The following is a 21,223-nucleotide window of genomic DNA, read 5'->3' as shown; positions in this document are numbered from 1 at the left end:
ACCAGTTTTAAGCGCTAGTGTGATAGAAGGCGACGAGATACCCCAGGATGAACAATAGCCAGCACCAACACATAAGTGATGGCAAGCATAATCAGCACCTCTGGCATGACCGCATTTGGAGCCAGCATCAAAGGTCCTAATGCCGCTCCCAGCGTTTGCGCAGCAAGGGTAAAGCGGATGACGACAAAGGCATATTTGCCCCTAGCAAGGCTTCCCATGACTAACGGCGTCATGAAGTTCCAAAGCAGTTGGAAAGCAAAAGAAGCGAGGATAAATACTGGCTTGACTGTTTCGGTAAGCATCAGTACAAACATCAAAGCCTGAAGTGCTATAGCTATACTCAAAAATGTCAGTTTTCTTTGCAGTACAAAGGAGTATGTCGCCAGCATCGCCCCACCGATGCTAAAGAGCGTACCAATCGCAAACACCAACCCTTGTTGCTCTATAGGCACATCATGCAAGCTTGCGTAGTTACCGAGCACCGACCAAACCGCTGAGTGAGTGAGCATGACTAACCCAATAGCGGATAAACTAAGCAGCACGATCGGAAAATTCACTTGATTATGAATTTTCTTGGTTGCACCTTTGATCCGACTGACGGGAAGCAGCAGGAACGCAAGCCCAGATGAGAGTGCTAATACCCACATAAATGAGCGAGGTCCATAATTCTCAACCATAGGCGCTATCAAAATAAATGACAGCATGGTGCTAACCATCTGCACCGCCAAAGCTCGCCCAAATGCCACGTCTGGATTACTTTGAGCACTGAGTACCTCATAACAGCGTACAACAACAAGCCCAGCACAGATCCCAGCCGCAAATCTAAGCGTGAAAAACCACGGTAGAGAGACTGCTACTGCACTGGCCAAATTACACAAGGTAAGCAGCATCAGAGCAACATTGTCGCTGATCTTAACGCCCTTTCTTAAACTGAAGAAGTTAATCGCACAGGCAGCAGCAAACCCCATCAGCTCGGTGGCTGCCAAGTAACTTAAATTAATCGAAGAGATATCAAGAAGCTGCTCAAGCACCGTGAGATAGGAAGGAAGAATAGAAAATACATGAGCTGCAATGGCTAGCTTAATACTGGCAACTAACCAGGGGGACATTTTGTGCATCAAAAAACCGATTTATTATTGTTCTCATTAACAATAGCTTAAGTCACTGATTGCTTGAAGGGTCTACCGCTGACCGGGCTCACATTTGATAAAATTAAAAAAACACCCGCTCAATTCACATTGGCGGGTGTTTTTTGTTAAACCTGAATTGATGATTAGGCTAGTTCAGACTGCCTGACCTTTTCAAGCCTTACAGCTGCGACCTTGAACTCAGGGATCTTAGCGTAAGGGTCAGTTGCAGTGACCGTCAGTCGGTTAGCCGGAGCTTCGGCAAAGTGGAATGGCGTAAACACCACGCCCTTTTGCATCCGCTTGGTAACAAACGCTGGAGCCTCAATCTCACCACGGCGAGAAGTCAAACGTACGGGTTCACCATTAGCAATATCTAGACGCTCGGCATCAAACACACTGATCATGATGCGTGGGCCTGCCAGATTATCCAACCCTTTAGTCTTGCGCGTCATGGTCCCGGTATGGAATTGCTCCAGCAGACGGCCAGTTGAAAGTACCAGAGGGTACTCTTCATCAGGCAACTCGGCAGCATAGCGGAACTCCACTGGCGTAAACTCACCTAAACCACGACGGAAAGTTTCTACGTGCATTAGACGAGAACCATTAGGGTTATCTTGATTACACGGCCATTGCAGGCCATCAAGACCGACTCGCTCCCAAGTAATGCCTTGATATTGCGGTGTTACTTGGTTTATTTCTGCGGTAATTTGCTCAATGGATTGGTAGTCCCAATCTGCTCCCATTGCGATCGCAATATCTTGAATAATCCGCCAATCTTCTCTTGCGTCACCTGGCGCTTTCAACGCTGGATTTAGGCGCTGAACACGTCGCTCAGTATTGGTAAAGTGGCCTGTTTTTTCAGCAAATGAGAACGCAGGCAGCACGACGTCTGCAAGCTGAGCTGTCTCGGTAAGGAAGATATCTTGTACCACCAGCAGATCTAGATTGTTTAAGCCTTCAATAACGTGCTTTTGATCTGGATCGCTGAGCACTGGGTTTTCACCCATCACAAACAGACCTTTCACGTCACCTGTGCAAGCGCCATCAACAATTTCCGTCAGAGTTAAGCCTTTCTCTGGAGATAGGTGCGGAGCATTCCAAGCTTCAACAAACTTAGCGTGTACGTCAGGATTGACCACTTTCTGGTAACCCGGATAATCGGTTGGGATTGCACCCATGTCACACGCACCCTGTACGTTAGACTGACCTCGAAGTGGGTTAATGCCGCCGCCTTCAACACCAATATTGCCAAGCATCATTTGCAGGTTGGCTATCGAGCGAACATTGTCGTGACCTGTAGTGTGCTGGGTAATGCCCATTGAGTAGTACACAGCCGTCACTTTGGCTTTGCCAAAGGTTTCTGCCATCTGCTTGATCTGTGCCGCTGGGACACCTGTAACTAGCTCTACCTTGTCGGCAGCATAGCGCTCTGAGAGTAACTCTTGTTTAGTGGTTTCAAAACCTTCTGTTCGCTTAGCAATATAGGCATCATCTTGCCAGCCATTTTTGAGAATTTGGTGCATGATACCGTTAAGTAGCATCACATCAGTACCCGGGCGATGAGCAACATATAGCTCTGCGCTATCCGCAATTTCGACACGCTTAGGATCAGCAACGATCAAACGGGCACCATTATTCACCGCCTGTTTTAGGTGTGAAGCAATGATTGGGTGCGCTGCGGTGGTATCTGAGCCAATCACAAACAGAACATCAGAGTGTTTGATGCTTGGAATGTCATTGGTCATCGCACCAGAACCAATCGAGGCTTCAAGGCCAGTCACCGTGGTTGAGTGACAAAGGCGAGCACAGTGATCAACGTTGTTAGTACCAAACTCACGACGAATCAATTTCTGGAACAGGTAGTTATCTTCGTTGGTGGTTTTTGCCGAAGAAAAGCCTGCCAATGCATTACTGCCAGCGGTTGCTTTAATGGTATTAAACTTGTCAGCAATCAGGTTTATCGCCTCATCCCAGCTGGCTGGTACTAGCTTGCCATCCTTACGGATCAGTGGCTGGGAAAGGCGTTGCTCGCTTTGAATAAAGTCAAAACCAAAGCGACCTTTCACACATAACATGCCTTGGTTCACTGGAGAGCTAGGATCGCCCTGCACATGACGAATTTGGTTACTTGCCTCATCGACATACATCACCACTCGACAACCCACGCCGCAGTACGTACAGATGGTTTTTACCGGTTTAAGCACTTCCATACGACCTTGCGACTTATCACGCTTGTCGACTAAAGCCCCCGTCGGGCAAACCTGAACGCACGAACCACACTGAGCACAGCTCGAGTCTCCCATCAATTTTCCGTCATCACATTGAGGGCGAGAACCACAGTCAGCAAAGTTCAGGACGTTGTGAACCGTATTGTCCTGACACTCCTGCACACAGTTACCACAACTGATACAGCGGTTAGCATCAAAGACAATAAATTCGCTACTGCGATCAACACTAAATCGTTGCTTGTCAGGATTCTCAAGTTGGTCATTTTTCACCTGATACTCACTGCCGTAGTCACGCAGTGCACAATCCGTATTCGCCTGACATCCGCATTCAAGGCATCGCGCCGCCTCAATCATTGCCGCTTGGGAGTTAGAGTCTTGCTCGACTTCTTCAAAGGTGGTAGTACGACCCAAGTCCGATAGGAATGGCGCTTCTAGACGTCGTTGAACACGCTCGCTCACGTACTCATCTTTTGCTACCAAGCTCAGTTTTGCGGCCTTATGGCTATTAAAGCGATAGCCGTGATTTGGCAACGTGCCTTTAAGCAAGTAGCTTTCAATCGCATCTGCCGCCACTTTTGCGTCTGCAATCGCCTCAATGGCCGTTGCTGGACCACGACGAAAGTCTCCGATACTGAATACATTATCTTGGTGATGCATCGTGGCTTCATCCACTTGCGCCGTTTTCCAACGACTAACAGGCAATTCACCTTCAGCAAGAAAATCTAGGTCTGGTTCCTGTGACAGAGCACCAATCACAGTATCAAACTCATATACCTCATGCTCACCAGTAGATACAGGGCGACGGCGACCACCTTCATCTGGCTCGCTCAACTCCATTTTTTCGCATTTCACTTGGCATACACGGCCATTGTCATCGGCAATATTTTCAACAGGGTTAGTCAAGAATAAGAACTTCACCCCCTCTTCTTGCGCATGATGAATTTCATGGTCTTCCGCTGGCATTTCCGCCATGGTACGGCGGTAGACAATCGTCACTTCAGCACCATCTCGCACTGCAGTACGAGCACAGTCAATAGCCGTATTACCGCCACCGATAATGGCAACTTTTTTACCCATTACGCAGTTTTTGTTGGTCTGGTGATCTTTTAAGTAATCCACACCCAAGTAACAACCATCTAGGTCACTGCCTTGATAACGAGCTTCAACGGCTTTAGATGCACCAACAGCCACCACAACCGCATCAAAATCATTACGCAATTGGCTAAGCTCACCGTCTCGTCCCAGTTTAAAGTCTGTCTGGATTTCCATACCACCACGGCACATCAGCTCAATCTCCCGATCAAGCATCGCCTTCGGTAATCGGTATTCTGGAATGCCGTATCGAAGCCATCCACCCGCTTTAGGCATCATCTCAAACACCTTAACCTCAAAACCTTGATAGCTCAGGTAGTAGCCTGCGGCCAGTCCACCGGGGCCTGCGCCAACAATCGCAACTCGTTTGCCATTTTTTGGTAGTTTTTTAGGTTCAATCGGGGCTGATGCATCAATATCTACGTCGGCGGCATGACGTTTCAGGTGACGAATGGCAATCGGCTCATCCACCACACTGCGTCGACACTCTGCTTCACAAAATGCAGGGCAAACTCGGCCAACAGAAATTGGCATCGGCAAGGTTTTTTTGATGATCTCTATTGCGTCTTGGTGATCACCTTTAGCGATATGTGACAAGTAAGATTGAACATCGACTTTGGCAGGACAAGCGACCTGACAAGGGGCTTCACAGTCGGCGTTATGGTCAGAGAGGATCTTTACAAGCGCTTGATGACGATGCTGACGAATGGTGTCGCTTTCCGTTGTGATCTTCATGTTGCTTTCAACAGCGGTTTCACATGAGCGCACCATGCCTTTGCCTTGTATTTCAACCACGCACACGTCGCACGGTGTTTTATCTTTTCTTCGGCTATCACCACACAAGGTTGGGATCTCAACGCCCGCTTTCTTGCCAGCTTCTAAAACCGAGATTGGTTGATCGAATACGTAATCTTGCCCATTGAAAGTGACTTTCATGACAGTCCCCCAAAGTACAATGGCCTAATGACCATGTTGTTTATAAGGATATCTCTGTGAGTATAGAGATAATGCCTAGCAAACAGTCGATGTGGCTCGCAAATTCACTGGAATACCCCCAATTAGGTAGAGGAAATGAGAAGCATTCTCTGAATTTTTGGCGCACGCAACCAAACCGCTGCATCAATGCAGCAGTTCACCTTGCTAAGCGTTAGATAGAATTAAAAGTAGTTAGCGTCTAGTAGCTCACTCACCTCAACATGACTAACCTCAGAACGGTCGTTTAGCCATTGTTGAATCAGTGTGATTTGCTCAGTCGTCAGGCTGCCGTAGCGAGTGCTCGGACAAATAAAACCTTGAAACTCTTCTAGACCACCACCCGCAAATTCCATGTTGTGGGACTCAAGAAAATCAGCAAAAGCGTCAAAGAAAGCTTCGTAAGTATCGAAGTCAACGAGGGAGGTTTGACAGCTTACCTCGACCCCTTTTAGGGCGTACTCACCTAAGTAGAGTTTTTTAAGGAGGCGAGGCTTTTTGTTATCAGTGCGATGCAATTTCATAATAATCGTGCTCAATGTATTTGTATTTATATGCTGCGTTGCATTTTAGGGAAGTACCATCTTTGTGGCTTGGTTTTAGAATCGCCCTATACGGAGGGCGATAAAATACCTGTTCGTGGTAGGGACATCAAATCCAACCACTGTAAATTCATTCTAAATGTTTAAATAATCACCGCACAATACCAGCAGTGGAAACTCTGTTTGAGCCGGATCACACATTTGTATTATTATCATACAATTATTTGCATCGCTATTTTGTAAGTAATGGTTAGAAAACGCACTTTCTTTAAAAGCCCGTGGAACAAAACCTTTCTTTACTGAGTCGAACTCCTATAATGAAAACAATCACTTCGAGAAATTCTCTCTTTTTATGCGTTCATGGAGGAATGGCAATGTCATTAAGACCTGCGTTACTGCTTGGCCTATGCGTGACTAGCGGCTCACTGTTTGCCGCAGATATTATCGAGTCCGATCGTCTTATCGGCTTTGGCACCGCAAAATACCCTGTCGGGTTTGAACACTTTGACTATGTCAATCCTGAGGCGCCGAAAGGTGGCAGTATCACTTATGGTGTGCAAGGGACATGGGACAGCTTTAACCGCTACGGCTCACGAGGCAATCCTGGTGCAGCCACTGCTTTCTTTTACGACTCACTGTTTTACGCATCCACCGATGAAATTGACTCATCTTATGCGTTAGTCGCAAAAAAAGTCCGATACGACCAAGAGTACGGCTGGATGGAGGTCGACCTAAACCCAAAAGCTGTTTTCAATGATGGTCATCCTATTCTTGCATCCGATGTCGAGTTCACTTTCAATAAGTTCTTAACCCAGGGCGTGCCTCAGTACAGCGCCTACTACAAGGATGTGAAGTCAGTGAAAGCGATCAGTGAGCGCACGGTTCGCATCGAAATGTCTGTTCCCAATCGAGAAGTGCTTCTTAGCCTAGTCACTGGCATGCGAGTGCTTCCAGAACACTTTTGGAAAGACAAAGACCTCTCTGAGCCACTGAGTGAGCCACCACTAGGTAGCAGCGCTTACAAAGTCACTGATTACAAGTCAGGGCAGAGCATCACCTACAGCCGAGTGAAAGATTACTGGGCAGAAGATTTACCCGTGAACGTCGGTCGCAACAACTTCGATAACATCAAGTACGACTACTACCGAGATGAGACTGTCATGCTTGAAGCTTTCAAAGCTGGTGAGTTTGATTTTCGCCAAGAAGGAGTCGCTAAGTTTTGGGCCACGGCCTATAACGGGGTGAACTTCGATAAAGGTTTCATTAAAAAAGAAGAAATTGACCACGATATCCCACAACCAATGCAAGGGTTCGTGTTCAATATCCAGCGCCCAGTGTTTAACGATCCAAAAGTTCGTGAGGCACTGACTTATGCGATGGACTTTGAGTGGATGAATAAAAACCTTTTCTACGGCCAATACAGTCGTACAGAGAGCTACTTCCAAAACTCGCAGTACCAAGCCACTGAATTACCAAGCCCTGAAGAGCTAAAAATCCTTGAGCCAATCAAAGACAAAATTCCACCACGTGTCTTTACTGAAGTTTATCACCCACCAGCAACGGACGGATCAGGCCGTATTCGCAGTCAAATGCGCACTGCATTCAAGTTGCTAAAAGAAGCTGGCTGGGAGCTTAAAAACAAGGTGATGACCAACGTTGAAACCGGCAAGCCGATGAGCTTTGAGCTACTCATCTATAGCCCTACAACGGAGCGATTTGCCATCCCACTGCAAAAGAACTTTAAGCAGATGGGTATAGAGATGAAGATCCGTACCGTAGATACCACTCAGTACCTAAAACGCTTCCAAGACCGCGATTATGACATGGTGTTTGCTTCGATTAACTCAGGCAACTACCCAAGCTCTAGCGTTCAGATCGTTTGGAACAGCCGTTATATCGACAACACCTACAATCGCCCAGGGGTGAACGACCCTGCGGTAGATTATCTCACCGACGAAATTGCCGCCAGCCAAGAAGATCCCGAGAAACTCGTTCACCTTGGCCGCGCTTTCGACCGAGTGCTTCGTTGGAATCACTACGCTATCCCCGCTTGGCACTTGAGCAAGTTCCGTGTCGCCAGTTGGGATAAGTTCTCTCGCCCAGAGTTGCGCCCAACTTATGACTTAGGCACAGATACTTGGTGGGTAGACAGTGAGAAAGCACAAAAGCTGCCAGAAAAACGTCGTTAAACCGTAGGCGCAGCCTAGCTGCGCCTACCTTTATCCCAAGAGAAATACCATGACCGCATACATCATACGGCGTCTGTTGCTCGTCATTCCGACCCTGTGGGCCATCATTACCATCAACTTCTTTGTCATTCAGGTCGCTCCCGGTGGCCCTGTAGAGCAAGCTATGGCGCAAGCTCAAGGTTTTGAGTCTGGCATCATGGAGCGCTTTTCAGGTGGTGGTAAAGAGGTGGCAGAAGTCGATGCTGAAGCAACATCTAGCTATCGAGGATCTCGCGGCCTTGACCCAGAAGTCGTTGAAGCGATTAAGAAGCAGTTTGGATTTGATAAACCACTGCATGAGCGTTATTTCGATATGCTCAAGAATTACGCCACCTTTAACTTTGGTGAGAGCCTGTTTCGAGATGGTGATGTTATCGACCTTATCGTTGAGCGGCTTCCCGTTTCCATCTCTCTCGGTCTATGGAGTACGTTGATCATTTATCTTATCTCCATTCCTCTTGGGATCATGAAAGCTATCCATCACGGGTCGCGGTTTGATATTTGGTCCAGTGCTCTGGTGATCATTGGCTACGCCATCCCCGGATTTCTATTTGCAATCTTGCTTATCATTTTGTTTGCCTCAGGCAACTATTTCAGTTGGTTCCCGTTGCGGGGCCTCGTCTCTGCCAATTTTGATCAAATGACGCTATTTGAGCAGATCATTGACTATTTCTGGCACTTAGCACTTCCTACCCTTGCGATGGTCATTGGTGGCTTTGCGACTTTAAGCATGCTCACTAAGAACTCGTTTTTAGATGAGATCAACAAACAATATGTAGTCACCGCACGCTCAAAAGGGTTGGATGAAAATAGCATCCTCTACAAACACGTGTTTCGCAATGCCATGCTGATCATTATTGCTGGTTTCCCAAGTGCGTTTATCAGCATATTTTTCACCGGCTCGATGCTGATTGAAGTGATGTTCTCCCTAGAGGGCATTGGTCTGCTGGGTTTTGAATCGACCCTGCAACGAGACTACCCGGTGGTGTTTAGCTCACTGTATATCATGACGCTGCTCGGTCTTATCCTCAGCATTATCTCCGACCTAACCTATTCTTGGGTCGACCCACGCATTGATTTTGAGGCGCGCTAATATGAGTCCGTTAATCGCCGTCCGTTGGCAACGCTTTAAAGCCAACAAACGTGGTTATTGGTCACTGTGGATTTTTGGCTCACTGTTCATTTTAAGCCTATTCGCAGAGTTAATTGCCAACGATAAACCCCTGCTCGTGTCTTATCAAAACCAGTGGTATTACCCTGTGGCATTTGAATACGCAGAAACCCAGTTTGGTGGGGAATTTGAAGCAGAAGCTGACTACACCGACCCATATGTCATCGAACTGATCGAAGAAGATGGTTACATCATTTGGCCACTGGTTCGCTTTCACTATGACACCATCAATTACAACTTGAGCCAGCCCGCTCCTTCTCCGCCAGACAACGTGAACTATCTCGGTACTGACGACCGAGGACGAGATGTATTGGCCCGTGTGATTTATGGATTCCGTATCTCGGTACTGTTTGGTTTCATCTTAACCATCATTTCTAGCATCATTGGCGTAATTGTTGGTGCTACTCAAGGTTATTACGGTGGAAAGCTAGATCTGCTCGGCCAGCGCTTTATCGAAGTTTGGTCCGGTATGCCAACCCTGTTTTTGCTTATTATTCTTTCCAGTTTCGTTGAGCCCAACTTTTGGTGGCTGCTTGGCATAATGGTGCTGTTCAGTTGGATGGGGTTAGTTGGCGTGGTGCGCGCCGAGTTTCTTCGTTGCCGCAACTTTGACTACATCAAAGCAGCCCATGCGCTAGGCGTGAGCGATGGCCGAATCATAGGTCGGCACATGCTACCCAATGCCATGGTCGCTACCTTAACCATGGTGCCATTCATTCTGTCTGGTTCGGTCACAACCCTGACTTCACTCGACTTTTTGGGCTTTGGTCTGCCAGCAGGGTCTCCATCTTTAGGAGAATTGCTCGCACAAGGTAAAGCCAACCTGCAAGCACCATGGCTGGGGATTTCAGCATTTGTGGTGCTTTCTATCATGCTGAGCTTACTGGTATTTATCGGTGAAGCTGTGCGCGATGCTTTTGATCCACACCAGCAGAGGTAACCATGACACTACTTAAGATTGACCAACTCTCGGTAGGTTTTGGCAAAGCTGATAACCTCGATGTGATCACCCAAAATGTCAACCTTTCCATTGCCAAAGGAGAAACTCTCGCTTTGGTGGGAGAAAGTGGCTCAGGTAAATCAGTTACTGCCAATGCGATATTGCGGCTGTTGCCAAAAGCAAGCACTCACTACCTAAGCGGTAAAATACTATTCGATGGGTTAGATTTGCAGCAGTGCAGTGAACGCCAAATGCGAGGGATCCGTGGTGACCGTATCGGCATGATCTTCCAAGAGCCAATGGTTTCGCTCAACCCACTGCATAGAATTGAACGCCAATTGGTGGAGACCTTAGAGATCCATCGAGGAATGCGGACCAACAAAGCCAAAGCACTTGCATTAGAGTGGCTTAACAAGGTCGGAATACGTAATCCAGAGCAGAAACTCAAAGCCTATCCTCATGAGCTTTCTGGAGGCGAGCGCCAACGAGTCATGATCGCCATTGCGCTAATCAATGAACCTGAGCTTTTGATTGCCGACGAGCCAACGACGGCGCTGGATGTCTCGGTACAAGCTCAGATCCTAGATCTGTTAAAATCGCTACAACAAGAGCTCGGCATGGCCATGCTATTCATCACCCATGACTTGAGCATCGTTAGACGCATCGCAGACAATGTCGCCGTCATGCAAAACGGCCGCTTGATTGAAACAGGGCCGTGTGAACGGGTATTTAACTCACCAACTCACCCTTACACGCAAAAGCTAATCAACTCAGATCCTAAGGGCGATCCCGTACCTAAGTTGGCCGACCCGTCTACCCTAGTCAATGCCGATAATCTTAAAGTCTGGTTCCCAATCACGGGTGGGATTTTAAAACGTACCGTTGGGCATGTTAAAGCGGTGACGGATGTGAACTTCTCTCTGCCGAAAGGCCAAACCATCGGTTTAGTAGGAGAAAGTGGCTCAGGGAAATCCACCACAGGCATGGCCATATTGCGTCTAATTGAAAGCGAAGGTGGCATTCACTTTGATGGTGACCTAATCCAAGGGTTAGATCGCAAACAGATGTTACCGCTGCGCAGGCGCATGCAAGTGGTGTTTCAAGATCCCTTCTCAGCCCTTAATCCCCGAATGTCGGTGGCGCAAATTATCGGTGAAGGATTGAAAGTGCATTTTGAAATGACGCCGCAAGATCAAGATGAAGCGATTTGCGAAGCAATGACCGAAGTTGGACTCGATCCAAATACTCGACACCGTTATCCAAACGAGTTTTCTGGTGGGCAAAGGCAGCGTATCGCTATCGCGAGAGCGCTGATCTTAAAGCCTGAATTTATCTTGCTCGATGAACCTACCTCGTCTCTTGACCGGACAGTACAAGCGCAAGTTTTGGAGCTACTTAAAGATCTGCAAACTAAATATGAGCTGACCTACTTGTTTATCAGCCATGATCTTGCTGTAGTGAAATCACTTTGCCATTACACTTTGGTGCTCAAAGACGGGCAAGTAGTTGAACAAGGGGACACTGAGCAGTTGTTTGCCTCCCCAAGCCATGCTTATACCAAGACGCTGATCGATTTGTCCCACTTTTAAGTCAAAAATCTACCATTGGGCACCAAAGGTTACTAGTAAACTCTTTGGTGCTTAAACCTTCATATAAACCCCATCTTTACAACCACTTATCTAACATTCTAAGCTATTGGTATAACAATCAATTATTGCTTGATTATTTTCCTTACCGCTCCTATCTTGGGCGGTGGTATTATAATTTATATTTCTTTAGTGATTAAAACTGCCAATCGGTTGAAATTTCCCAGTTAAATCATCACTTCCCATGTTTTTGTGCTAGTGCGTCGAGATCCCTTTATGAACAAGTCCATGACTGCTAACCGCTATTTAAAAGCCCTTGATACTTCAGATATCGGGCTGTGGATCTCTGACAGCAATGGCAAAATCTTGTTCTCAAACCAAGCATTTTATCAACCATTTGCCTTGTCTCACTTAGGGGCTAGCGCTGAAGATTGGTATCAGTTCATCCATCCAGATGATCGAGATGCATTTGTCGCACAGCTTAAAACTTATCAAGCCAATGCAAAGCTAGGTGATGAGTTCAACTACACGATGCGAATCCAGAATGCGAGCGGGAAATATCGCTGGATAGAGACCCAGATCCGATGCGATAGTGACGAAATCGGCAAGTATTTTGTTGGCAGCAATAAAGATGTATCGACGCACAAAAAGCTTATCCGCCAAATTGAAAAGCTGGCGTTCTATAATCGATTAACTGGGTTACCAAACTATTCTAAACTTGAGCGAGACTTCAACCAACTCGAAGGAAAGTTCGCCCTCATCCGAGTATTTCGCCTCAACTACAACTCTGAAGTGGTTCGCTCAGGGCTTCCTCTAGTCATCAGCCAAATTCAATCTAACGTAGAAGCGGCGTACAAGTATTACGCTGATATTCCAATGACGATCTATCAGACCAATGCGGATAGTTACGCCATCCTTATCAGCAAACATATGACACCCCAAGAGATCACCGAGTTCAGCACTAGCTTTAAAGCTCAACTCGATGCTTCCATCTTGCAAAATGAGCATACTAGCGCTCAAGTAGTATTTGGGGCTTACTTGAGTGATGCTCGCAAAGAAGACCTTAACTTGGCATGGGCATTAGCATCAGAAACTTGTGAATACGCCAAACGTCATTCCGATAACCAGTTTGCTATCTATGACCAAAAAGTTGGCGCTAAGATCGACCGAGAGCTCTATATTGAACGCTCTTTGGCAGGAGCGATCAACCGTCAGGAGCAGACCATCGCCCTACAACCGATAATCAACAGCCAATCGGGTAAGGTGGATTACTTTGAAGCGCTATCACGCTGGTACGATAAACAGCTGGGTCAAATTTTCCCAGATGAGTATATTCCCGTCGCTGAACGTAAAGACATCATTGCTAACCTTGGTCTAGGTGTGCTTGAGAAGTCCTGCCAATTTCTGGTTGAGTACCAAAAGAGATGGCAAACACCAATGGTGGTGAGTATTAACGTCTCTGTGGTTGAACTGCTCAAACAGGGATTTTCTAGCCAAGTTCAAATGGTCATTGACCGCTACAATCTCACAAAAGAAAACTTTATCTTTGAAGTCACCGAAACGGTGTTACTTGAAGATAAGGCGTACGCTATCGATGAAATTATCGCTATGGCCGATAGTGGGTTTCAATTTTCGATGGATGACTACGGCTCTGGCCACGGTTCAATCCTCAATTTCCTACGCTTGCCTTTTAAGGGGATTAAGATAGACCGTATGTTTGCTTGGGATGCAAAGCCTAACTCCCCTAGCTATGAATATTTGCAGCTGTTAACCCAGATGTGTCAGAAGTATGGGGTAAAAGTTACGATGGAAGGGGTTGAGGATGAAGAGATGGCACAACGTTTTCGAGACATAGGCGTAAACCATCTACAAGGCTACCATTTTTCACATCCGTTAGAGCCTGCGCAAGCGCTCAAATTGGCTCCTTAACCTTAGAGGGATGAGAATGACAAAGTTGTTCCACTTCATTCTTACCTTCAATACGGTGTCTATCCTGTTTGCTTCGCTCCTGTATGCTGCCAACGGCGAAGCGACACCTTTACCGCATCAACCTAGTGTCGAAAATCGTGTCGAGGTAGATAAATCTCGCCGCCGCATGTATGTCTTTATCAACAATGTGGTTGTCGCCGAATACAAAGTGGCTTTGGGCGGCTCTCCCAAAGGACATAAGCGAGAAGAAGGCGATCAAAAAACTCCAGAAGGTTGGTACACCCTTGATTACATCAAATCCAACTCGTCGTTCTACAAATCCATGCACATCAGTTATCCCAATAAAAAAGACCGCTTACTAGCCGAAGCTAGAGGCGTCGACCCTGGCGGCATGGTGATGGTGCACGGTCAAAAACAGTGGCATCCTGATTTTGCTCCAATTGCCCAACAATTTGATTGGACTGATGGCTGTATTGCTATTACTAACAAAGAGATGGAGCAGTTTTTAAACCTAGTTAAAGTAGGTACTCCCATCCACATTTACTGGTAATTTATTCCACTTTAAACCATATTCGCTACTATTGGCCATAATCAACAAGAACACTGGTTTTGTTTCATTACACATACTTTTTGATATTTAACCTTCATTACAGCTTACTCCACCAGAGCACCTTTAGCACAAGGATCTTATAAATAACCATCATTAGTTTTTCTAATCCAATTCATAGAAAAGTATCGTGGTTAATGACCTTGATTGAAACGCTATCCCCTCCTAATATTGCCGCAAATTAATTATCTAAGTGTGTTTTTTAGCACTTGCCTTCACTTTACGTACATTTCTAGGAGAAATTGCATGTCTGCTTCTGTGCCATTGGCTCGTTTGACTTTCTTTATCGCTATTTTAGCGGCGGTAGGTCAGATGACTCAAACCATGTATGTGCCTTCGATTGGTGCGATGGCAACGGAGTTCATGGTCGACCCTGCTGCCTTACAGGCAGTCATGGCGTGCTATCTGATCCCATACGGACTTTCTCAATTTGTTTACGGCACCTTATCAGACCGCCTTGGTCGTAAGCCTATCATCATGACAGGGCTTGGCATTTATGTCGTTGGCACGGTCATCGCCCTATTTGCCGGTAGTTTTGAATGGTTTTTGATCGGCAGTTTTATTCAAGGGGCAGGTATAGGTAGTGGTGGCGCTATGGCTCGCACACTAGCTCGCGACTGTTTCGAAGGTGCGCAGCTACATCAAGCAGCGAGCATCATTAGTATGTGTTTGATGTTTTCACCTTTGGTGGCCCCTGTGCTAGGTGGCTATTTAACCGAACACTTTGATTGGCGCATGAGCTATATCTTCTTGGCGCTACTGGCCTGTGCAGTCGCATTAACTCTAATGAGCTTTTTGCACGAAACCTTACCAGCGGAAAAGCGCAAGAAAGAGTCCGTGATAGAAAGTTATCAAACGGTGCTGGGCGATCGTGCCTTCCAAGGCTTTCTATTGACCCTAGTGGCAACTTTTGCTGGCGTTGCTGTGTTTGAAGCTGCAGCTGGTGTACTGCTTGGTGGTACTTTAGGACTGCCTGCCACGGTGGTAAGCTTACTGTTTGTTATTCCAATTCCGGGATATTTGGCAGGCGCTGCGCTTTCTAGCTTTGTTGCTCGCCGTTGGTCTGAGCGTACTTCACTGCTTTCCGGTGGTGTGGCAATTATTGTTGGCTCTGTCATCGTGTTGGTACCGGGTCTGGCTGGCGAAACCACCATACTTACCTTAGTTGGGGGGGCAACGGTTTACTTCCTTGGCGCAGGTGTACTCTTCCCAGCAGCTACTACAGGAGCAATGAACTCGTTCCCTCAACAAGCGGGCACAGCAGGCGCAGTATTAGGCGGATTACAAAACTTTGGTGCGGGCCTTGCCACACTTGCAGCGGCCTTTTTACCTGCCGATACACAAGCACCTTTAGGTGTAATTATGTTAACGGCATCTGTACTTGCTTTTGCAGGCCTTTGGCATGCTTGGAGTCAGCCTCAAACTCAAGCGCAAGCATCTGCATAGACTACTGTAAGATTCTTTAGCCCTCTTGTCGCACATTCCGTTCCTCATATATAGTGAACTGAGGGTGTGATAGGAGGAAGGTTATGAAAATCATCATTTTGCATGGGCTGTATATGCACGGCATCGTCATGCGTCCGCTGGCGACTAAACTTCGCAATCTCGGTTATCGTACCAAACTCATTAGCTACAACTCCCTAGCCATCAATGAGCGGCAACTGTTCAAAACACTTGATAACGCATTGGCCGAGGATATGCCTAATATCTTTATTGGCCATAGCCTTGGTGGTCTTATTATTAAGCGTTACCTCAATGCTCGGCAACTCAGTCCAGAGCATGTTTCACACGTCATCGCACTCGGCTCACCACTGCAAGGTGCATCTATTGTCGATTTGCTTAGCGAGTTTGGTTTAAAACCATTGCTCGGCAATTCACCAAGCCACGGACTCGACAAACACCAAGATGAATGGACACTTCCGCAAAAACTTGGCTCTATCGCAGGCACCCTCCCCATTGGTGCACGCTCTTTTTTGCTTTGGCCCGATAAATCACTTTCCGATGGTACCGTCACTGTCGAAGAGACTAAGATTTCGGGTATGACAGATCACCTGCTAATGAAAAATACCCACACTAGCCTGGTGTACAGTAATAAAGTGGTGACTCAAATCGACCACTTTATTCATCATAATCAGTTCAACAAGTTACCCGTTAACCACTTATAATTAGGTCTGTTATTTCGATGAACTCGACAAGGAGAATATCATGAGTAATTATCCTATCACTGCAAAGTGTCAGTGCGGCCAAGTTGGCTACCATCTCAAAGCAGCGCCTCTAAAGGTATTTGCGTGCCATTGTACTGAATGCCAGAAGCTCTCTACTGCGCCATTTAGCGTTACAGTTGTGGTCGATACTCAGGCGGTTGAGTTTTTTGGAGAGATGCGAGAGTGGTCAAGAAGCGCTGATAGCGGCAATCGTAATAATGCGAAATTCTGTCCAAATTGTGGCAATCGGATTTATCACTACAACCCTGAAGACACCTCAACAATGAAGCTCAAGTTAAAGCCCGTCCATCTCGACGATCCATTGGTGTTCGCTCCACAAGCCCACGTTTGGACCTGTGAAAAACTAACATGGGTGGATATTCCACCAAGTATGACTTGCTTCGATAAACAGCCATGAGACCTACCATTCACTTTTCTACTCGTGACGCCGGTGACCTTGATTATGATTTTCTATTCGAGCTAAAAAAGGCTGCTGAGTACGATGCGGTTAAACGTGTTTTTGGTTGGGATGAGGCACTGCAACGAGAACTGCACCACCAAGAGTGGCTTGAGGCAAAGCCGAATATTGTTATGTACGATAACCAAGATGTCGGCAGTTTCCTCCTGGAACAAAAAACCGATCATCTCTACTTAGCAAGGCTATTTTTGCTGCCACAATTCCAAGGGCAAGGGTTAGGAAGTGCGATTCTTGAACACTGTATTCGCCGTTCAAACCAAGCCTCTCTGCCGATAAAACTTTGTCATTTACAAGGCAATAAGGTTAACCGTCTCTACCAAAAATTTGGCTTTCAAGTAGAGTGGGCTGACACACATTTTATTTATATGAATCGACCTAACGACTGATCACACGTTCCATCTGGTACAACGGCCAATCAACACCGTTAAAGGTTTTTAATTTGGGTCCTTGATCGGTGACCTGAAAACCTAGCTTGAGATAACAGTTTAGTGCCACCACGTTATGTTGAAACACTGCCAAGGTAACCACCATGGCTGGCGTTTCAGTCTCAATGTAATTGATGGCCGCACTCACCAATAAGTTACCGAGCTTTTGCCCCCTACGTTGATTATGCACAGCGACTCTGCACAGACGATAGTGATAGCGATTGACCCGCAATATTTCGATAAAGCCAACCACCTCATCGCCCTCGGCAAGCACAAAATAATTTACCTCTGGGAGTTCTCCTCGCTCCAAAAACAAGGATGGCTTTATTGGCCACTCAAACTGCCATCCCCCCCATGCAATCGCCTCGTCCTCAGTTTCAAACCAAGCCACGACTTGAAGTAAATGAGGTTGCTCAAATGGGATAAATTTCACATCAACATCCTTGACTTCTACCATTCCCTTAATCAATAATCCGCCTGAAACAATATTAACTCGGAGGAATATCATGATTGTAGTAACTACCCACCCGGCAAAAGAAGCTCAAAAGCGTTAATTAAATAGAACTCGCTTTACACTTCCCTTCTTTGCCCGGTGATCATCAACCGGGGTCCGTACCGTTGCTTCCGCAACACCATAAATCGTACCCGACCCTAAACTTTTATACTGTTATATCAGTAGGTTCTGGTAATGAATACAATTTTTACTCATCCTGTGTCACTTAATCAACTTGGCTGGCAAGGATACTATCAACAACAACTGACACTTGACGACTACGAAGACCGTTCAATAGGTCGCATCATTGCGCACCACAAAAGCGGCTATCAGGTTGTTACTGAAACGGAAACACTGCACCTTGCCCACCACCAAAACCAACCCATGATGACGGTGGGGGACTGGATCGTGCTCAGTAATGAAAACAAGCAGTTTGTCCGTATGTTAGAGCGAAAATCACTGTTTCGCCGCAAAGCCCCTGGACCAAAGGTCAAGGAGCAGTACATTGCAGCCAATGTCGACACGGTGTTTATCGTTTGTTCTTTAAACCATGACTTTAACCTCAGTCGAATCGAGCGTTATTTGGCACTTGCTAGCGAAGCGGGTGTTGAGCCAGTCATCGTGCTGACCAAAGCTGACTTATGTGATGATGCTCAGTCACTGCGTAATCAGGTCCAAGCATTAGACCCTTTGCTGCTGATTGAAGTGGTTAATGGGTTAGATACACAAAGCGTCGAGTGTTTACGCTCCTGGTGTCGCAGCAGTCAAACCGTGGCTTTCATTGGCTCTTCAGGGGTAGGTAAATCCACCTTAATCAATACGCTACTTGGTGACAGTGAACAAAAAACTGGCGGGATACGTGAAGACGACAGTAAAGGCCGTCACACCACGACTTCAAGGATGCTGCTGCCACTGAGTGAAGGTGGACTGCTGATGGACACACCAGGAATGCGTGAATTGCAACTCTCTGGAGCAGAAGACGGTGTCAGTGAAGCCTTTGCTGATATCGAGACTCTCGCAGAGCGGTGTCGTTTTTCCGATTGCCAACACCAAGGTGAGCCTGGCTGCGCCGTGGAGAAAGCTCTTGAAAGTGGTGAGATAGCCCAACGTCGATTAAATAACTACTTCAAGCTGCAACGAGAGCAGGCGAGAAACCAAGCCACATTAGCGGAAAAGCGTGATGCTAACCGTCAATTGGGCAAGTTCTATCGCTCAGTGCAAAGTGAGTCTCGCCAACGTAAGAAAGGGTATTAATAAAAAAAAGCCCAGTGCCGAAAGGCCTGGGCGAAATAAGCTTAATTTATTTACTACAAATGGTATTTGTAGGTACCACCGCCAACATCGCAATGATTTGGGGATGGTAGACACATCAAGGACAAGGGCTTCCTTCTCCTTGATGCATCGGCTAGCCGAAACAGTAACACTTCCTCACAGTTTTTGATAAAACCAAATTCTCAAGCATAGATTTCATTTTTGAAAAACAACACGCCTAGCAAAGCGCCAAGCTGAGAGGAAAAAGTGAGCGATATGACTTATCCTGATTGGGAGGCATGGGACAAAAGAGACTGAAACATGGAACTGCAAACGGAACTCGAACAGTGGGATGGAAAGTCGACCGATTATCTTCACCTGATTTATCAAGAGCACCACTTCGAGGCAAATTTCATCGATCAACTGTTGGAAAAAAGCACACTCGATCCCTATCAAGAAAGTGCCACTTGGCTACTCAAACACCACCTAGAGAGCGAAGAGCAACTTACTGACCAGGAAATGCGCCAAGTCTACCAACTGATCCCTTTTTTAACTCATTGGCAAGCAAAGCTTCACCTGCTACAGATCATGCCTTACCTTCCTGTGCAAAGTGACGAAAAGGACTCATTAGAACAATTCATTAAGCTGTGTATTGCGGACCGAAATAAATTTTTACGAGCTTGGGCTTACAACGCCCTGTTTGTTTTGAGCCAGCAATACTCAGAGTACTTAATTGATGTGAAAAGGATTTTTAAAATAGCACTCAAGAAAGAAGCGCCTTCAATTAAGGCGAGAATAAAGAACATCTTGATTCAGCATAACTTAGAAAATCAGGTGCCGTAAGCAACCTTGTTACGGCCTGCTCCTTTAGCGTTATATAGCAGGTCGTCAGCAGTTTTAAACATTTCTTCTAGTGCTACACCATCTTGGCCATACTCCGCTATACCGATGCTGACAGAGAGTTGAATTTGATGCTCATCGACTTCAAACTGATGAAACGCTACTTCTTTACGCACATGTTCGGCCGTTGCTCTAGCTAGTTTTCCATCGGTGTAAGGGAGCAAAGCACAAAATTCCTCTCCACCTACACGATAGATAGAATCCGACACCCGAACGGACTCTGCCAATAGTTTAGCGACTTGCTTTAACACCTCATCACCTACCGAGTGACCATAGGTATCATTAATCTTTTTAAAATAGTCGATGTCGATAACTAGCATCGAAAAGATGTCAGTCTTGCGGCGATGTATGCTCGCCATTTTTTCGAAACTTAGCGCAAGGCTTAATCGGTTATCGATGTTAGTGAGAGGATCAACCAATGCTAAAGACGTTAGCATTGTTTCCGTGTTCTCTCGGTTGCGTTCGTAGACATGGGCAATCGCCCATACAGCCAGCAAGCAGATAGCGACGTTAAACGACGAACGGAGTAGCAATTCAGAATCTGGCTGAGTGGCTGCGTACGTATTGACTATGATGCTGATCGGCACCAAAAGCGCATTAACCTTAAAACCTAAACTTTTACCCAGCAGTAAATAGACCAAAATAGGGCAAATAAATAACCATACAAAAAGTGTCACGGATGTTGGTGTGCTCAAAATGGCCAGCAGGACCATCAAGTTAACGGATGAAACAAAAATGACAGGGTGATAGATGCGTTGGCCGAACTTATCAGAAAAGTTGTAAATAAATGCCGAATAGATGGCAAACACCAGTTCACTAGTGCCCAGTAACACTTGATCAAGCAGCAGTAGATTAATCGCCCCATAAGCTAAGCAGGCAACTAACATCACCAAGCTCATCCATCGAAGGACTTGAGTACGATATTTTTGTGATCTATCCAGCCAATTGAGATCAACATCCACGTTCTGCATTAACCATTCCATTGAAATTTTTGTGCAACCATAAGCATTTTGGAACAGATTTCACACTTGAACAACATTTCGCTAG

At 46.3% G+C, this 21,223-nt stretch carries 17 protein-coding genes; 12 read left to right on the top strand and 5 right to left on the bottom strand.

What is annotated here, in order from left to right:
- Positions 1-14 precede the first annotated feature (14 nt).
- The 3 genes from J4N39_RS15950 to J4N39_RS15940 form a co-directional block, all read right to left on the bottom strand.
- Positions 15-1,109 carry an MFS transporter gene (locus tag J4N39_RS15950; RefSeq protein WP_252025731.1) on the bottom strand — a complete coding sequence of 365 codons (1,095 nt, stop codon included), beginning with the start codon at positions 1,107-1,109 and terminating at the stop codon, positions 15-17.
- A 164-nt stretch (positions 1,110-1,273) separates the two neighbouring features.
- Positions 1,274-5,386, bottom strand: coding sequence for a formate dehydrogenase subunit alpha (gene fdhF / locus J4N39_RS15945; RefSeq protein ID WP_252025729.1), 4,113 nt, complete (start codon positions 5,384-5,386; stop codon positions 1,274-1,276).
- Between the two features lie 221 nt (positions 5,387-5,607).
- Complete coding sequence (locus J4N39_RS15940; protein WP_252025727.1) at positions 5,608-5,946, bottom strand: YggL family protein; 339 nt, start codon at positions 5,944-5,946, stop codon at positions 5,608-5,610.
- Positions 5,947-6,338: 392 nt separating this feature from the next.
- Between J4N39_RS15940 and J4N39_RS15935 the strand changes: the two genes are divergently transcribed.
- The 10 genes from J4N39_RS15935 to J4N39_RS15890 all read left to right on the top strand — a co-directional run bounded on the left by J4N39_RS15935 (position 6,339) and on the right by J4N39_RS15890 (position 17,493).
- Positions 6,339-8,153 carry an extracellular solute-binding protein gene (locus J4N39_RS15935; protein WP_252025725.1) on the top strand — a complete coding sequence of 605 codons (1,815 nt, stop codon included), beginning with the start codon at positions 6,339-6,341 and terminating at the stop codon, positions 8,151-8,153.
- A 49-nt stretch (positions 8,154-8,202) separates the two neighbouring features.
- On the top strand, positions 8,203-9,285 hold the full coding sequence (locus J4N39_RS15930; RefSeq protein ID WP_252025722.1) for a microcin C ABC transporter permease YejB: 1,083 nt from the start codon (positions 8,203-8,205) through the stop codon (positions 9,283-9,285).
- Position 9,286: 1 nt separating this feature from the next.
- The gene (locus tag J4N39_RS15925; protein ID WP_252025720.1) at positions 9,287-10,303 is read left to right on the top strand and encodes an ABC transporter permease; all 1,017 of its coding nucleotides are present in this window, start codon (positions 9,287-9,289) and stop codon (positions 10,301-10,303) included.
- A gap of 2 nt (positions 10,304-10,305) precedes the next feature.
- Positions 10,306-11,892, top strand: a complete 1,587-nt coding sequence (locus tag J4N39_RS15920) for an ABC transporter ATP-binding protein (RefSeq protein ID WP_252025718.1) — start codon at positions 10,306-10,308, stop codon at positions 11,890-11,892.
- Positions 11,893-12,165: 273 nt separating this feature from the next.
- Entirely contained in the window at positions 12,166-13,818 is a 1,653-nt protein-coding gene (locus J4N39_RS15915) for an EAL domain-containing protein (RefSeq protein WP_252025716.1), read from the top strand.
- Positions 13,819-13,834: 16 nt separating this feature from the next.
- Entirely contained in the window at positions 13,835-14,368 is a 534-nt protein-coding gene (locus J4N39_RS15910) for a L,D-transpeptidase family protein (RefSeq protein WP_252025714.1), read from the top strand.
- 303 nt (positions 14,369-14,671) lie between these two features.
- Entirely contained in the window at positions 14,672-15,871 is a 1,200-nt protein-coding gene (gene emrD / locus J4N39_RS15905) for a multidrug efflux MFS transporter EmrD (RefSeq protein WP_252025712.1), read from the top strand.
- A gap of 83 nt (positions 15,872-15,954) precedes the next feature.
- Complete coding sequence (locus tag J4N39_RS15900) at positions 15,955-16,590, top strand: PGAP1-like alpha/beta domain-containing protein (protein ID WP_252025710.1); 636 nt, start codon at positions 15,955-15,957, stop codon at positions 16,588-16,590.
- A gap of 40 nt (positions 16,591-16,630) precedes the next feature.
- Entirely contained in the window at positions 16,631-17,047 is a 417-nt protein-coding gene (locus J4N39_RS15895) for a GFA family protein (protein WP_252025708.1), read from the top strand.
- Positions 17,044-17,493, top strand: coding sequence for a GNAT family N-acetyltransferase (locus J4N39_RS15890; RefSeq protein WP_252025706.1), 450 nt, complete (start codon positions 17,044-17,046; stop codon positions 17,491-17,493). Before J4N39_RS15895 ends, J4N39_RS15890 begins: the two co-directional genes overlap by 4 nt.
- On the opposite strand, the gene J4N39_RS15885 is transcribed toward J4N39_RS15890, so the two are convergent.
- The gene (locus J4N39_RS15885; RefSeq protein WP_252025704.1) at positions 17,483-17,965 is read right to left on the bottom strand and encodes a GNAT family N-acetyltransferase; all 483 of its coding nucleotides are present in this window, start codon (positions 17,963-17,965) and stop codon (positions 17,483-17,485) included. The genes J4N39_RS15890 and J4N39_RS15885 overlap by 11 nt on opposite strands.
- A 255-nt stretch (positions 17,966-18,220) precedes the next feature.
- On the opposite strand from J4N39_RS15885, the gene rsgA reads away from it, so the two are divergent.
- Both rsgA and J4N39_RS15875 read left to right on the top strand, forming a co-directional pair.
- Entirely contained in the window at positions 18,221-19,279 is a 1,059-nt protein-coding gene (gene rsgA, locus J4N39_RS15880; protein ID WP_252025701.1) for a ribosome small subunit-dependent GTPase A, read from the top strand.
- 318 nt (positions 19,280-19,597) lie between these two features.
- Complete coding sequence (locus J4N39_RS15875) at positions 19,598-20,119, top strand: hypothetical protein (protein ID WP_252025699.1); 522 nt, start codon at positions 19,598-19,600, stop codon at positions 20,117-20,119.
- Here J4N39_RS15875 and J4N39_RS15870 read toward each other — a convergent pair.
- A complete protein-coding gene (locus J4N39_RS15870) occupies positions 20,107-21,147 on the bottom strand; it encodes a GGDEF domain-containing protein (protein ID WP_252025697.1) in 1,041 nt (346 codons plus the stop codon). The two genes, J4N39_RS15875 and J4N39_RS15870, sit on opposite strands and share 13 nt — an antisense overlap.
- Positions 21,148-21,223: the final 76 nt, after the last annotated feature.

The organism is Vibrio sp. SCSIO 43136 (genome assembly GCF_023716565.1).
In the GTDB taxonomy this organism is placed as follows: domain Bacteria; phylum Pseudomonadota; class Gammaproteobacteria; order Enterobacterales; family Vibrionaceae; genus Vibrio.
Note: the sequence above shows the minus strand (reverse complement) of the source record. Positions and strands in the feature narration are given on the sequence as shown.